The sequence below is a fragment of the Corynebacterium halotolerans YIM 70093 = DSM 44683 genome, assembly GCF_000341345.1.
Taxonomy (GTDB): Bacteria; Actinomycetota; Actinomycetes; order Mycobacteriales; family Mycobacteriaceae; genus Corynebacterium; species Corynebacterium halotolerans.
On the sequence record NC_020302.1, the window covers coordinates 1470710 to 1485406 of the forward strand.

A 14697-nucleotide genomic window follows, 5' to 3' on the forward strand; every position below is an offset into this window, starting at 1 on the left:
GGGGAACTACTTGTCGAGTTCCTTGCCCACCTTCTTCTTGGCCTTGACCAGGGCCTTGTCGGCCCGGTCCTGGAGCTTGTCCGCGGTCTTGCGGGCCTTCTTGGCGGAACGGCCGGACTTGGCGTCGGCGGTGGCCAGAGCCTTGTCCGCCTGGGTCTGTGCCTTAGTGGCGGCCTTCACCACTCCCTTCCGGGCGGTGGCGGTGCTGTTCTGGGCGGCGGACAGCCAGTCACCCTTGTTCTCGTTGACATAGCCCTGCGCCCGGGTGGCGTACTCCGTGGCCTTGTCGGCGGCCTCGTCAACCCAGTGGCGGGCCGTACCGAACCAGTCGTCCTTGTTCTCGTTGACGTAGTCCTGCGCCCGGGTGGCGTACTCCGTGGCCTTGTCGGCGGTGGTGCCCGCCCAGTTGCGGGCGGTGTCGGTGACGTTGTCCGTCACTTTCTCGGTCTCGGACTTCATCGGCAGGGCGGAGTGGACCTTCTTGTTGGCGGTCTCGGCGGCCTTGGTGGCGCGCCACTTCAGGCCCGGCTTACCGGCGGTGTCGGCGGAGGTGATGAAAAGACCACCCAGCAGGGCGATGTTGGTGACGAAACCGGAGCGGCGGGCGCGACGCTCCTCGCGGTCCTGCGTCTCCCAGAAGGCATGGCGGCCGAGGATCGTCGGGACGGCGGTCGCGGCGAGGACGGCGGCGGAGACACGCGGCAGCTTGCCGAAGGCGAGCAGGGAGCCGGCGCCGGCCTTCGCGCCGCCGAGGCTGCGGGCCACCAGCTCGGCGTCCTTGGGAACCTGACGGGCGTAACGGCGGGGCAGGACGGTGCGGACGCGCTTGAGGACGTTCTCCGTGCTCTCCACGTGGTCCTGCGTGTTCAGCAGGGTGTCCGCGCCGTCAGCGATGTAGACGGATGCGAGCATCGGTCGGGCGATCTTGCGGATCATGATCATTGCTCCTCGGTTAGTGCGACGTTTGTCTTGCCCTCAACTGTAGCGACGTAACTCAGGCCGTGACGGCGGAATCAACGTCACCACCGGCGCTCCCACCAGACATCCAGCTGCGGGCGCTCGGTGCCGAGCGTCGTGTCCGCGCCGTGCCCGGGGTGCACCACCGCCTCGTCGGGGAACTGGTTGAAGACGCGTTCCACGACGTCCTTGTAGAGACGGACGAAGTCACTTTCCGAGGTGGTTTTGCCCAGCCCCCCGGGGAAGAGGCTGTCGCCGACGAACAGGTGGGTCGTGCCGTCGATCTCCGCCGCGATGGCCGCCCCGCCCGGGGTGTGGCCGCGCAGGATCATCACCGGGAACTCGTGGCCGGCCCAGGTCAGGGTGTCGCCGTGGTTGAGCTCCACGTCGACGGGGGAGGGCAGGGCGGGGGAGTCGAGGAAGGAGCCGTAGTGGGTGGCGCCGGTGGCCTCCAGGACCTCGGGCAGCGCCCGGTGGTGATCGTTGTGGCGGTGCGTGGTGAGCACGGCGGTGATGCGCACACCGGCGTCCTCCGCGAGCTTCAGCAGGGCGGACGCGTCATCGGCGGCGTCGATGAGCAGCCCCTCGTCGCCGGAGGCCAGGAGGTAGCAGTTGTTGTCCATCTCGGACACGGACACGGAGTGCAGCGTGAGGTCATTCGTCATGGCACCCAGGGTAGCGGCGGCGGGTGGCGGTCGAGTCGTGGTCGTTGGTATGTTCGAGAGTTGTCTGCAGGCCGGTTGCACCGGCACAACTGAACCCAGGAGGGTCCGACCAGTGGCTGACCGTCTCGTCGTGCGTGGCGCGCGCGAACACAACCTCAAGGGCGTCGACATCGACCTGCCCCGCGACAAGATGGTGGTCTTCACCGGTCTGTCCGGTTCCGGCAAGTCCTCGCTCGCCTTCGACACCATCTTCGCCGAGGGCCAGCGCCGCTACGTGGAATCCCTGTCGAGCTACGCCCGCATGTTCCTGGGACAGATGGACAAGCCGGACGTCGACTTCATCGACGGACTGTCCCCGGCGGTGTCCATCGACCAGAAATCCACCAACCGCAACCCGCGCTCCACGGTGGGCACCATCACCGAGATCTACGACTACCTGCGCCTGCTGTTCTCCCGGGCCGGCACCGCCCACTGCCCGGTGTGCGACGCGAAGGTCGACCGGCAGACCCCGCAGCAGATCGTGGACCAGGTCCTCGAGATGGAGCAGGGTCTGAAGTTCCAGGTGCTCGCCCCCGTCGTGCGCACCCGCAAGGGCGAGTTCGTCGACCTCTTCGCTGACCTGGCCTCCCAGGGCTACTCGCGGGTGCGGGTCGACGGCGGGATCCACCAGCTGTCGGACCCGCCGAAGCTGAAGAAGCAGATCAAGCACGACATCGACGTCGTGGTGGACCGACTCCAGGTCAAGGAGTCCCAGAAGCAACGGCTGACCGATTCGGTGGAGACCGCCCTCGGTCTGGCCGACGGCGTCATCGTCCTCGAGTTCGTCGGCCTCGAGGCCGACGACCCGAACCGCTTCCGCAGCTTCTCCGAGAAGATGGCCTGCCCCAACGGCCACATCCTGGACATCGACGAGCTCGAACCCCGCGCCTTCTCCTTCAACTCGCCCTACGGCGCCTGCCCCGCCTGTGACGGCATCGGCACCCGCACCGAGGTCGACATCGACCTGATCATCCCGGATCCGGACGCCCCCACGGTCCGCGCCGTGCAGCCGTGGAACTCCAGCCCCAACTACAGCTACTTCGAGAAGCTGATCGAGGGACTGGCAGCGGCACTCGACTTCGACCCGCGGACCCCGTACTCGGAGCTGACGAAGGAACAGCAGAAGGCACTCGTGCGCGGAACCGACACCGAGGTGTCCGTGCGCTACAAGAACCGCTACGGACGCATCCGCAACTGGACCGCCCCCTTCGAGGGCGTGATGGGCTACCTGCACCGCAAGCTCGACCAGGCGGATTCCGAGTGGTCGAAGGAGCGCTACCTGGCCTACACCCGCGAAGTTCCCTGCCCGATCTGCAAGGGCGCGCGTCTCAAGCCGGAGGTCCTCGCCGTCCGTCTCGACTCGTCCACCCACGGTGAGCAGTCCATCGCGGGCCTGACCGCCCTGTCCGTCGAGGACGCCTCCGAGTTCCTCGACCACCTGACGCTGGGTACCCGCGAGGAGATGATCGCTGGGGCCGTGCTCCGCGAGATCCAGGCCCGGCTGCGCTTCCTGCTCGACGTCGGCCTGGCCTACCTCACGCTCGACCGGGCCGCGGCCACCCTCTCGGGCGGCGAGGCGCAGCGCATCCGACTGGCCACGCAGATCGGCTCCGGTCTGGCCGGCGTGCTCTACGTCCTCGACGAGCCGTCGATCGGCCTGCACCAGCGCGACAACCAGCGGCTGATCGCCACGCTGAAGCGGCTGCGCGACATCGGCAACACACTCATCGTCGTCGAGCACGACGAGGACACCATCCGCTCCGCCGACTGGCTCGTCGACGTCGGCCCGCGTGCCGGCGAGTACGGCGGCGAGATCGTCTACCAGGGCGAGCCCGACGGCGTCCTCGAGGCGGAGGAATCCCTGACCGGTGCCTACCTCTCCGGCCGCAAGGTGCTGGGCGTTCCCGACGAGCGCCGTCCCATCGATCCGGACCGCCAGCTGCGGGTCGTCGGTGCCCGGGAGAACAACCTGCGCAACGTCGACGTCGAGATCCCGCTGGGCGTGCTCGTCTGCGTCACCGGCGTGTCCGGTTCGGGCAAGTCGACGCTGATCAACCAGATCCTGGCGAAGACGCTGGCCAACCAGCTCAACCGGGCCCGTCAGGTCCCGGGCCGGGCCAAGCGGGTCGAGGGGCTGGAGAACCTGGACAAGCTGGTCCAGGTCGATCAGTCGCCGATCGGCCGTACCCCGCGTTCCAACCCAGCGACCTACACGGGCGTGTTCGACAAGATCCGCAACCTCTTCGCGGAGACCTCCGAGGCGAAGGTGCGCGGCTACAAGGCCGGCCGCTTCTCGTTCAACATCAAGGGCGGCCGCTGCGAGGCCTGCCACGGCGACGGCACCCTGAAGATCGAGATGAACTTCCTGCCCGACGTCTACGTGCCCTGCGAGGTGTGCAACGGCGCCCGGTACAACCGCGAGACGCTCGAGGTCAAGTACAAGGGCAAGAACATCGCAGAGGTCCTCGACATGCCCATCGGTGAGGCGGCGGAGTTCTTCGAGCCCATCAAGTCCATCCACCGCTTCCTGCAGACCATGGTGGACGTCGGACTGGGCTACGTCCGCCTGGGCCAGGCCGCGACCACCCTGTCCGGCGGTGAGGCGCAGCGTGTGAAGCTGGCCTCCGAGCTGCAGAAGCGCTCCAACGGCCGCACCATCTACATCCTCGACGAGCCGACCACCGGACTGCACTTCGAGGACATCCGCAAGCTCATGCTGGTCATCCAGGGGCTGGTGGACAAGGGCAACTCGGTGCTGATCATCGAGCACAACCTCGATGTGATCAAGGCCGCCGACTGGATCGTCGACATGGGCCCCGAGGGAGGCACCGGCGGCGGCAACGTCGTCGCGGCCGGCACCCCGGAGGAGGTCGCCCAGGTGAAGGGCTCCTACACGGGGCAGTTCCTGGCCGAGATGCTCTAACCGGAGGCAGGTTCGTCCGAGTCGTCGCCGTTTTCGGCCCTGGCCCCGGCCTTCGCCCCCAGGGCACGGCGGGTGCGCAGCGAGGCCATCGTCAGCAGGGCCAGGCCCGAGAGCAGGAAGGCCACGGCCCGCGGCAGGCCCTCCAGGGCACCGAGGTCGAAGAACACCAGCTTGACGGTTCCGGCCGCTGCGAGGAGCACGCCGGTCCACAGGCTGATGCGGTCGGTGAGACGGCCAGGGGCAAGCAGCACCCAGGCGGCCAGAACCATCCACAGCACCGAGACCCCGGTGTGGCCGATGAGATAGCCGATCCACATGCCGGTGCTGGCGCCGAGGAGATTGCCCAGCCAGGCCACGGCGGTGACGATCGAGGTCATCGACAGATACAGCACCGCGACGGCGAAGGCCACCTGAATCCAGGGGTGGAATCCGCCCAGCGCTCCCCGGAGCCGGAAGGCGAAGCCGAGGAAGACGCCTATCAGCGCCGCCTGGATGAGCGCGATAGGGTCGGTCAGCCACACCGGCGTCTGCAGCAGGACATTGCGGGCGAGGTTCCACGTGACCACGATGGCCACGCCCCACCAGACCATCCACGGCACCGGGCCGAAGTTGTTGTGGCGCTCCAGCCAGAAGAACGCGGCCACGGCGGCGAGGAAGAACACGGCGACCACGATGGTGGAGTCCATGCGCTCGTCGGCGCCCATCGGCGGGGAGAGCCACCAGATGAGAAGGAAGGCGACCGCCGTTCCGCACAGACCGACGAGCTCGAGCGGCCGGGCGACATCGCCGACCTCCGGACTACCGGTATCGCGGTGGAAATGCCCGAGTGCCGCGAGTGCGACGGTGGCGGGCAGCAGGAGCCAGAGGACGTGGGAGCCACTGCCCAACGGAGCGCTGAGGAACAGCAGAAGCACCGGGGTGTACACCCCGATGGGCATGTTGGCGTCGTGGGAGCGCGCGTCACGCAGGGAGACGGCGGCGAACGCCAGGGCGGAGACCGGGCCGAGGACCGCGGCGAATTCGTGGAGATCGGACCACGGCAGGAGGATGTACCACAGCTGCAGGAGGACGGCGACGACCGCGGCCGTGGCACGCACCGCGATACGCATCGTCGTCCAGGTCGCGGCGAGGAGGGTCAGCGGCATGAGCGTGAGCACCCACGTCACCGGGGAGTCGGTGAGGTAAGCGCCGACGGTGATGGAGGAGACACCCATGCACAGGGCGACGACCCACCACCCCCGGCTCCGGGACAGCCACAAAAATCCCAGCCAGGCGGCTATGAGCGCCAGCGCCCCGACCCACTCGGGCCACCAGTTGAGCAGCCGGACGAGCGCCACGATGAGCACCATGGTGATCAGATAGGACGTGACCACCAGGGCGTTGACCCCCGCCGGGGAATCCCCCCGCCGGTCCAGCCACAGGCCCGCGGCCAGCAGCAGCGCCGCGAGGAGGGCGGAGAGAATGACCCGTCCCAGCGGTCCGAGCCAGCCGTTCTGTATGGCCAGGGCGACGATCAGACCGACACCGATGACGGTGATCAGCGAACCGGCGACGGCGATGGCACGAATGATCTTTGTCTCGACGGGGACCGGTTGTTCGGGCGGCGGTAGCGGACTCGGCGCGGCCTCCGGCGGAGAAGACCGGGGTGGCGGCGGGCTGTTCTCCGGAACGGGATAGGGGACCGGTGCGGGTTCGGGAGCCGACGCGGCCGGCGCGGTCGGGCGTCGTGAGGAGAGCACCGCGTCGAGGCTGCGACGCGCCTCCCCGAGCGCCATTTCCGCCGCCCGGAGCTTCCGCAGCGCATCACGCAGCTCCATATCGTCCCTGGGAGTCTGGGTCATGGCCCAAGAGTAGGACCAAATCGACCGGCAGGCCGGGTTTCCCGGCGACGCGGTAACCCGCACCGTGGCCCCGGGCCTAGGATGACGGGGAACAGTCCATCCGCACAGCCATCCAGGAGCGAACTTCCGCATGACCCCGCAGGACCCCCGTCGGCCGGACCACGAGCCAGACGGCGAGCCGGAGACCACCTCCTTCCCGCCGGTCGGCGACGAGCCCGCCCCGGCCCCGTACCAGCCGCAGTACGTGCCGGGACGCGAAGAGTACGGGCAGCCGCGCCGCTCCGGGTTGGCGGTGGTGCTGCTGGCGATGCTCGTCATCGCGGCCGTCGCACTCGGGGTTTGGATCTACACCGCCTTCCTGGGCGGGGACGGGGAGGAGCCCGTGGCCGCCCCGACCACCACTACAGTCACCGCCACGACCGAGGAACCGAGACCGGCGCCCACCTCGCAGGAGACCACTCCGCAGGAGACCACGACGACCCTGACGACCGAGGAAACCACCTCGCAGGAGGCCACCTCGGAGGAGACCACGACGACCCTGACGACAGAGGAAACCACGACGCAGGAGACCACGACCGCGGCCCCTGATTTCCGCGCACCGGCGAATGCGCAGCAGTGCGCCGCGAACGTCAACTGGCGCATTTTCCGGGCAAGTGAGGCGACCAGCTGTGGTTTCGCGGAGAGCGTGGCGATCGCGATGGCGGGGAACTCGGGTCAGAACAACTTCCATGACGTCGAGGCCTCCAGCCCCGTGACGGGGGAGACCTACACGATGCGGTGCGCCCCCGAGGGCGACAATTCGTTCACCTGCCGCGGCGGCACCGATGCCGTGGTCGTGCTTGAGGCCCGCGCCGTGCGCGACTGACGGGAAGAGGGATTTGCGCGCGGAGGGGAGCGCCTGATAAGGTTGCATCCACTACCGCCCGCAGCACCTTCTCCAGGGGCTCGGGCCACAAGCGGAGATCCTCCCACCTCATGCCGCCGGTTCCGCCGGTTGGACACAGGTAATCAGCAGGTAGACGTCCCCCGAAGTGCCGGGGGAAGTGTTCCTGCAGTGTGATCTCCCGCGTGCCGCTCCCCGGCCCGCGGGATTTGTGCGTTGGAGGGGGAATCTCCGAGTGTGGCACGGTACGTGAACCAACTGCCCTGCTACTTGAGGAGTACACATCAGCGCTGAAGCTCGCATTAATGAGCGTATCCGAGTTCCCGAAGTCCGTCTTGTCGGCCCCAGCGGCGAACAGGTCGGCATCGTCCGTACGGACGACGCACGCAAACTGGCTTACGAAGCTGACCTCGACCTCGTCGAGGTTGCCCCGAACGCCAAGCCGCCGGTCGCGAAGATCATGGACTACGGAAAGTTCAAGTACGAGACGGCTCAGAAGGCCCGCGAGTCCCGTAAGAACCAGCAGCAGACTGTGGTCAAGGAGCAGAAGTTCCGTCCGAAGATCGATGACCACGACTACGAGACGAAAAAGGGCAATGTGGTCCGCTTCCTGGAGAAGGGGTCCAAGGTCAAGGTCACGATCATGTTCCGCGGCCGTGAGCAGTCGCGCCCGGAGCTGGGATACCGCCTCCTGGAGCGTCTGGCCAATGATGTCGCCGAGATCGGCGTCGTGGAAGCAAGGCCGAAGCAGGACGGCAGGAACATGACCATGGTCCTCGGCCCCATTCGCAAGGGCAAGAAGTAGAGAACACGTCAACCGGGATTTAAGGACTTACATCTCATGAAGCAGAAGACCCACAAGGGCACCGCCAAGCGCGTGAAGATCACCGGCTCCGGCAAGCTGCGCCGCGAGCAGGCCGGCCGCCGCCACCTCCTCGAGGGCAAGCCGTCGACCCGCACCCGCCGCCTGAAGGGCACCGAGGACGTCGCCCCGGCCGATGTCAAGCGCATGAAGCGTCTGCTCGGCAAGGCCTAGTACAGGCCGCCTGTCCCACCCACACATCTCTAACGCACCAAAGGAAGTATCACCGTGGCACGTGTCAAGCGGTCCGTCAACGCCAAGAAGAAGCGTCGCGCAATCCTGAAGTCCGCCAAGGGCTACCGCGGCCAGCGCTCCCGTCTCTACCGTAAGGCCAAGGAGCAGTGGCTGCACTCCATGACCTACGCCTACCGCGATCGTCGCGCGCGTAAGTCCGAGTTCCGCAAGCTGTGGATCCAGCGCATCAACGCCGCTGCCCGCATGAACGACATCACCTACAACCGTCTCATCCACGGCCTGCGCCTGGCCGAGATCGATGTCGACCGCAAGATCCTGGCCGAGCTCGCCGTCAGCGACTTCGCCGCCTTCTCCGCCCTCTGCGAGGCCGCCAAGGCCGCCCTGCCCGAGGACGTCAACGCCCCGAAGGCCGCCTAAGTTCTCTCTGCGTCACCCCCGCCTCCGGGCGGGGGTTTTCGCGTTTCATGTACTCGGGGGGCGACCACGCCCTCCGCGGGATCCCACCACGGGGGCGGGGGAGTGCGCTGCTAGCGTGAGGGCCATGACCCTGGACTTCTCGTCGCCGTTCACTGAACGCACCCCCCGCATCATCAACGCAGCCAAGCTGCACCGGGCCGCCGCCCGGCGCAAGGCGAAGGCCTTCCTCGTGGAAGGGGAGAACGCCGTCGAGGCCGCCGTCGCGACGGGGGCCGCCCGGGACCTGTTCGTGACCGAGTCGGCGGCCGACCGCTTCGGGGAGATCGTCACGGCCGCCGGCCACCTCGGCGTGCATACCCACCCCATCACCGACCGCGCCGCCAGGGCCCTGTCGGACACCGTGACCAGCACGGGACTGTTCGCCGTGTGCGAGCCGGTCCTGTGGACCGTGGGCAAGGCCCTGCGCGGCCGCCCCAATCTCGTCTCCGTGCCTGTCGAGACCTCCGAACCCGGTAACGCCGGCACGCTGATCCGGGTCTCCGACGCCATGGGCGCCGATGCCGTCGTCTTCGCCGGCGAAACCGTCGACCCGCAGTCGGGCAAGGCCGCACGAGCCTCCGCCGGCTCGCTGTTCCACCTGCCCGTGGCCCGCCACACGAGCGTCGCCGAGGTGCTCGGCCAGCTGCGGAGTGCCGGGCTGCAGATCCTCGCGACGACCGCGGACGGCGAGGTCGACCTCGATGACGCTGTCGAGCTCCTGGCCCAACCCACCGCGTGGCTGTTCGGAAACGAGGCCCACGGGCTGGGGGAGGAGCTGCTCGCCCAGGCGGACCACCGCGTGCGCATCCCGATCCGGGGCCGGGCGGAGTCGCTGAACCTCGCCACCGCGGCGTCGATCTGCCTCTACGAGTCAGCCAAGGCCCAGGCGGCCGCCCGGGGCTGAGCCGGGTACACTGTACGGGTCTATCAAGCGTCGAGAAATGAAGGGTCCGGGTGAGGCCAACGTGTCTGATAATCCTGAAATCGAACTGACCGAGGCTGGCCTGACCGCCGCCGCCGAGACGGCTGTCGCCGCGTTCGACGCCGCCCAGGATCTGGCGGAGCTGTCCGCCGCCCGCCGCGCGCACCTGGGGGACGACGCCCCCATCCCGCAGGCCCGGCGTTCACTCGGCACCCTGCCGAAGGCCGAGCGCAAGGACGCCGGTCGACTGGTCAACATGGCCCGCGGGCGCGTTGAGAAGCACTACGCGCAGGTGCACGCCGAGCTCGAGGCGAAGCACCGCGCCGAGCAGCTCGTCGCCGAGCGCGTCGACGTCACCGTGCCGACCACTCGCACCCAGACCGGTGCCCTGCACCCGATCACCACGCTGAGCGAGCACATCGCCGACATCTTCCTCGGCATGGGCTGGGAGATCGAGGACGGTCCCGAGGTCGAGGCCGAGTACTTCAACTTCGACGCCCTGAACTTCCTGCCCGACCACCCGGCCCGCACCCTGCAGGACACCTTCCACGTGTCCGTCGGGGAGTCGAAGCAGGTTCTGCGCACCCACACCTCCCCGGTCCAGGTGCGCGCCATGCTCGAGCGCGACGTGCCGCTGTACATCGCCTGCCCCGGACGCGTCTTCCGCACCGATGAGCTGGACGCCACCCACACCCCGGTCTTCCACCAGGTGGAGGGCCTGGCCGTGGACAAGGGGCTGACCATGGCGCACCTGCGCGGCACCCTCGACCACCTGGCCAAGACCCTGTTCGGCCCGGAGACGAAGACCCGCATGCGGGCCAACTACTTCCCCTTCACCGAGCCCTCCGCCGAGGTCGACGTCTGGTTCCCGAACAAGAAGGGCGGCGCCGGCTGGATCGAGTGGGGCGGCTGCGGCATGGTCAACCCGAACGTGCTCACCGCCGTCGGCGTCGATCCGGAGGTCTACACCGGCTTCGCCTTCGGCATGGGACTGGAGCGCACCCTGCAGTTCCGCAACGGCCTGTCCGACATGCGCGACATGGTCGAGGGCGACGTCCGCTTCACCCTGCCGTTCGGCGTCCAGGCCTAGGTCACCGTTCACCCGAGACACTTCTGAAGGAGATTCACGCATGCTCATTGCACAGAACTGGGTGACCGGACTGCTGGGTCACGCCAACGACAACTGGAGCGTCAGCGCCGAGGAGCTCGACGCCGGCTTCGTCCGCGTCGGCTTCGAGACCGAGGGCCACGAGCCCATCCCGGAGACCACCGGCCCGCTGGTGCTCGGCCGCGTCAGCGGGATCGAGGAGCTGACCGGCTTCAAGAAGCCGATCCGCTACTGCCAGGTCGACGTGGGCCGGGCCAACGGCAGCGGTGAGCCGCAGGGCATCATCTGCGGTGCCCGCAACTTCGCCGAGGGCGACCTCGTCGTCGTGGCCCTGCCGGGCGCCGAGCTGCCGGGCGGGTTCAAGATCTCCGCCCGCGAGACCTACGACCACGTCTCCGAGGGGATGATCTGCTCCGCCGCCGAGCTCGGCCTGGCGGACAAGCAGAACTCCGGCATCATCACCCTGTCCGACGACTACGGGCAGCCGGGCGACGACGCCCGCGAACTGATCGGCCTGCACGACACCGTCTTCGACGTCAACATCACCCCGGACCGCGGTTACGCCCTGTCCGCCCGCGGGCTCACCCGTGAGCTGGCCTCCGCCTTCGACCTGGTTTTCTCCGATCCGGCGGAGAACCCGGCCGTGGCCGGCGTGGACACCTCTGCCGTGCCCGCCGCCTCCGGTGAGCTCCTCGGCGTCGACGTGCGCGAGGAGACGAAGGCCATCCGCTTCGGCCTGCGCAAGGTCAGCGGCATCGACCCGAGCGTCGAGTCCCCCTACTGGCTGCAGCGCGAGCTCATGCTCTCCGGCCAGCGCTCCGTCAACGCCACCACCGACGTGACCAACTACGTCATGCTCCTGCTCGGTCAGCCGATGCACGCCTTCGACGCCGGCAGGATCACCGGTGGCCTCACCGTCCGCAACGCGGGAGCGGGGGAGAAGTTCGAGACCCTCGACCATGTCACCCGCGAGCTCAGCTCCGAGGACGTGGTCATCTGCGATGAGACCGGTATCCAGTCGATGGCCGGGGTGATGGGCGGCACCAGCTCCGAGATCTCAGAGACCACCACCGACGTCTACTTCGAGGCGGCGACCTGGGACCCGAAGACCGTGGCGCGTACCTCCCGCCGCCACAAGCTCAGTTCCGAGTCCTCCCGCCGTTTCGAGCGCGGCGTCGACCCGGCCGTCGTGGAGGTGGCCCTCGACATCGCCTGCGCCCTCCTCGTCGAGATCGCGGGTGGCACCGTCGAGGCCGGCCGCACCCTCATCGGCGAGGTGCCGGGCATGCCGACGATCGGCATGCGCGCGACCCACCCGTCCGAGCTGGCCGGGGTCGAGTACCCGCGGGAGACCGTCATCAACCGCCTGCGCGAGGTCGGTTGCGACGTCGTCGACGAGGGCGAGACACTGCAGGTGACCCCGCCGACCTGGCGCACCGACATCGGCATGCCCGCCGACCTGGTCGAGGAGGTCCTGCGCCTGGAGGGCCTCGAGGACATCCCGCTGGTCCTGCCGACCCCGGCCGGCGGCCGCGGCCTGACGCGGGAGCAGCGCCGCCGCCGCGCCGTCGGCCACGCCCTGGCCTACAACGGCTACGCGGAGATCCTGCCGAGCCCGTTCATCGCCAACGACACCTTCGACGCCTGGGAGCTGGGCGGGGACGACCCGCGCCGCAACGCCGTCACCGTGCAGAACCCGCTCGAGGCCGACCGGGCGATCCTGGGCACCACCCTGCTGCCGTCCATGCTCGACGCCGTCGCCCGCAACGTCGCCCGCGGCCGCACGGATGTCGCCCTGTTCGGCCTGCAGCAGGTCTCCTTCGCCCGCGAGGACGTCTCCCCGATGCCGTCGGTGGACTCCCGTCCCGACGAGGAGACCGTGCGCCGGCTGCTGGACTCCCTGCCCGAGCAGCCGCTGCACGTGGCCACCGTCGGCACCGGCAGGATCGAGTTCGAGGGCCCGTGGGGTAACGGCCGGGCCTACAGCTACGCCGACGCCATCGAGTCCGCCCGCGTGGTGGCCCGTGGGGCCGGCGTCGAGCTGGAGGTCGAGTCGGCCGAGCACCTGCCGTGGCACCCGGGCCGCTGCGCCGCGCTCAAGGTCGGGGACCGGGTCGTCGGCCACGCCGGCGAGCTGCACCCGCAGATTCTGGAGCGGCTCGAGCTGCCCGCGCGCACCTGCGCCATGGAGCTCGACGTCACCGCCCTGCCGCTGGAGGAGAAGCTCCCGGCCCCGGTGCTGTCCGCCTACCCGGCGCTGCACCAGGACATCGCGCTCGTCGTCGACGAGTCCGTCCCCGCCGAGACCGTCCGCAAGGTCGTCGCGGAAGGCGCCGGCGAGCTGCTCGAGTCCGTCGAACTCTTCGACATCTTCCACGGCGAGCAACTGGGCGAGGACCGCAAGTCCCTGGCCTTCTCCCTGCTCTTCCGCGCCGGCGACCGCACGCTGACCGACGAGGAGGTCAACGTGCACCGGCTTGCCGCCGCCGAGCTGGCCAAGGAGCGACTCGGCGCCGAGCTACGCGCCTGAGTCTCCCGCGTAGCCTCAGGGGGCGGCGTCACCGGTTCCGGGAGATTGCTTTTCATGACGGCCCGTCGGCTCCGGGCGCTGGGGTCGGGCGAGGCTGGCCCCGGGGTCGGGCCCACCGGGACCGTGGATGCGGTCGGTGGGCTCCCTGCGCTCGACCGCCCGGTGAGGGCGGGGGAGATAAGCGGCCGTATGTTCCGGAATTCTCTTGCGCGCCCTCATGAATAGTTTGCACCGGGTTGCATAATTGCGTATGGTGGCTGCCATGACGATCAAGGTTGCAGTCGCCGGTGCCTCGGGTTACGCGGGCGGGGAGATCCTCCGCCTGCTGCTCGGTCACCCCAAGTACCTGTCCGGCGAACTCGAGATCGGCGCCCTGACCGCCGGTTCCTCCGCCGGCACGCCCTTCCATGAGGTCATGCCGCAGTTCCCGCAGCTGGCCGACCGTGTCCTCGAGGACACCACCCCCGAGGTGCTCGCTGGCCACGACGTTGTCTTCCTCGGGCTGCCCCACGGCCACTCCGCCGAGATCGGCCGGCAGCTATCGGATGAGACCGTGGTCATCGACTGTGCCGCCGATTTCCGCCTCCGGGACAAGGGGGAGTGGGCGCACTACTACGGCGGTGAGCACGCCGGCACCTGGCCCTACGGCATCCCCGAGATGCCCGGCCACCGCGAGGAGATCGCGAACGCCACCCGCATCGCCGTCCCGGGTTGTTTCCCGACGGGCGCGACGATCGCCATGCTGCCCGCGGTCGCGGCCGGCCTGATCACCCCGGACATCGCCTTCGTCTCCGTCACCGGTGTCTCCGGGGCGGGCAAGAAGGCCGCCGTCCCGCTGCTCGGTGCCGAGATGATGGGCAATCTGCGCGCCTACAACACCTCCGGCAGGCACCGCCACACCCCGGAGATCGCCCAGAACCTCTCCGAGGTCACCGACGAGGACATCAACGTCAGCTTCACCCCCGTCCTGGCCCCGCTGCCGCGCGGCATCCTCACCACGGCCAGCGCGCCGCTGAAGGAGGGCGTCACCGCGGACGCCGCCTACGAGACCTACCGGGCCTTCTACAGCGACGAACCCTTCGTCCACCTGCTGCCGGAGGGGCACCAGCCCCAGACCCAGGCGGTCCTCGGCTCGAACATGTGCCACGTGCAGGTCGAGGTCGACGGGCGCGCCGGCCGGCTCGTGGTCACCGCCGCCCTCGACAACCTCACCAAGGGCACCGGCGGGGCGGCCGTGCAGTGCATGAACCTCGCGCTCGGCCTCCCCGAGACCGCAGGCCTGCCGCAGGTCGGCGTCGCTCCCTGATCCTTATTCC

12 protein-coding genes are annotated in these 14697 nt (G+C 68.9%); 9 read left to right on the forward strand and 3 right to left on the reverse strand.

Going from position 1 to position 14697, the window contains the following annotated elements; all coding sequences use genetic code 11:
* Positions 1 to 6 precede the first annotated feature (6 nt).
* Complete coding sequence (locus A605_RS06865; protein ID WP_027004573.1) at positions 7 to 936, reverse strand: DoxX family membrane protein; 930 nt, start codon at positions 934 to 936, stop codon at positions 7 to 9.
* 83 nt (positions 937 to 1019) lie between these two features.
* Entirely contained in the window at positions 1020 to 1622 is a 603-nt protein-coding gene (locus A605_RS06870) for an MBL fold metallo-hydrolase (RefSeq protein WP_015400780.1), read from the reverse strand.
* Positions 1623 to 1734: 112 nt separating this feature from the next.
* On the opposite strand from A605_RS06870, the gene uvrA reads away from it, so the two are divergent.
* Positions 1735 to 4584: an excinuclease ABC subunit UvrA gene (uvrA, locus tag A605_RS06875; protein ID WP_015400781.1), complete on the forward strand. Its 2850-nt coding sequence runs from the start codon at positions 1735 to 1737 to the stop codon at positions 4582 to 4584.
* Here the strand turns inward: uvrA and A605_RS06880 are convergent.
* Positions 4581 to 6425 (reverse strand): DUF2339 domain-containing protein, encoded by a 1845-nt coding sequence (locus A605_RS06880; protein WP_161607627.1) that lies wholly within the window; start codon positions 6423 to 6425, stop codon positions 4581 to 4583. The two genes, uvrA and A605_RS06880, sit on opposite strands and share 4 nt — an antisense overlap.
* Positions 6426 to 6555: 130 nt before the next feature.
* On the opposite strand from A605_RS06880, the gene A605_RS14790 reads away from it, so the two are divergent.
* From A605_RS14790 to argC, 8 genes are all read left to right on the forward strand, one after another.
* On the forward strand, positions 6556 to 7290 hold the full coding sequence (locus A605_RS14790; RefSeq protein ID WP_015400783.1) for a hypothetical protein: 735 nt from the start codon (positions 6556 to 6558) through the stop codon (positions 7288 to 7290).
* Positions 7291 to 7591: 301 nt separating this feature from the next.
* Positions 7592 to 8113 carry a translation initiation factor IF-3 gene (gene infC / locus A605_RS06890; RefSeq protein ID WP_081602099.1) on the forward strand — a complete coding sequence of 174 codons (522 nt, stop codon included), beginning with the start codon at positions 7592 to 7594 and terminating at the stop codon, positions 8111 to 8113.
* Between the two features lie 36 nt (positions 8114 to 8149).
* On the forward strand, positions 8150 to 8344 hold the full coding sequence (gene rpmI, locus A605_RS06895; RefSeq protein WP_015400785.1) for a 50S ribosomal protein L35: 195 nt from the start codon (positions 8150 to 8152) through the stop codon (positions 8342 to 8344).
* Positions 8345 to 8398: 54 nt separating this feature from the next.
* Entirely contained in the window at positions 8399 to 8782 is a 384-nt protein-coding gene (gene rplT, locus A605_RS06900; protein WP_015400786.1) for a 50S ribosomal protein L20, read from the forward strand.
* A 124-nt stretch (positions 8783 to 8906) separates the two neighbouring features.
* Positions 8907 to 9725 carry a TrmH family RNA methyltransferase gene (locus A605_RS06905; RefSeq protein WP_015400787.1) on the forward strand — a complete coding sequence of 273 codons (819 nt, stop codon included), beginning with the start codon at positions 8907 to 8909 and terminating at the stop codon, positions 9723 to 9725.
* A 37-nt stretch (positions 9726 to 9762) separates the two neighbouring features.
* Positions 9763 to 10833 (forward strand): phenylalanine--tRNA ligase subunit alpha, encoded by a 1071-nt coding sequence (pheS, locus tag A605_RS06910; protein WP_027004571.1) that lies wholly within the window; start codon positions 9763 to 9765, stop codon positions 10831 to 10833.
* A gap of 40 nt (positions 10834 to 10873) precedes the next feature.
* The gene (pheT, locus tag A605_RS06915; RefSeq protein WP_015400789.1) at positions 10874 to 13381 is read left to right on the forward strand and encodes a phenylalanine--tRNA ligase subunit beta; all 2508 of its coding nucleotides are present in this window, start codon (positions 10874 to 10876) and stop codon (positions 13379 to 13381) included.
* 262 nt (positions 13382 to 13643) lie between these two features.
* Positions 13644 to 14687 carry an N-acetyl-gamma-glutamyl-phosphate reductase gene (gene argC, locus A605_RS06920; RefSeq protein WP_015400790.1) on the forward strand — a complete coding sequence of 348 codons (1044 nt, stop codon included), beginning with the start codon at positions 13644 to 13646 and terminating at the stop codon, positions 14685 to 14687.
* The last annotated feature ends 10 nt before the right edge of the window (positions 14688 to 14697 follow it).

Coding starts and splice junctions, on each gene's coding strand:
- A605_RS06865 (WP_027004573.1), bottom strand. CDS start 936: ATGATCCGCAAGATCGCCCGACCGATGCTCGCATCCGTCTACATCGCT.
- A605_RS06870 (WP_015400780.1), bottom strand. CDS start 1,622: ATGACGAATGACCTCACGCTGCACTCCGTGTCCGTGTCCGAGATGGAC.
- A605_RS06880 (WP_161607627.1), bottom strand. CDS start 6,425: ATGACCCAGACTCCCAGGGACGATATGGAGCTGCGTGATGCGCTGCGG.
- A605_RS14790 (WP_015400783.1), top strand. CDS start 6,556: ATGACCCCGCAGGACCCCCGTCGGCCGGACCACGAGCCAGACGGCGAG.
- rpmI (WP_015400785.1), top strand. CDS start 8,150: ATGAAGCAGAAGACCCACAAGGGCACCGCCAAGCGCGTGAAGATCACC.
- A605_RS06905 (WP_015400787.1), top strand. CDS start 8,907: ATGACCCTGGACTTCTCGTCGCCGTTCACTGAACGCACCCCCCGCATC.
- pheS (WP_027004571.1), top strand. CDS start 9,763: ATGAAGGGTCCGGGTGAGGCCAACGTGTCTGATAATCCTGAAATCGAA.
- pheT (WP_015400789.1), top strand. CDS start 10,874: ATGCTCATTGCACAGAACTGGGTGACCGGACTGCTGGGTCACGCCAAC.
- argC (WP_015400790.1), top strand. CDS start 13,644: ATGACGATCAAGGTTGCAGTCGCCGGTGCCTCGGGTTACGCGGGCGGG.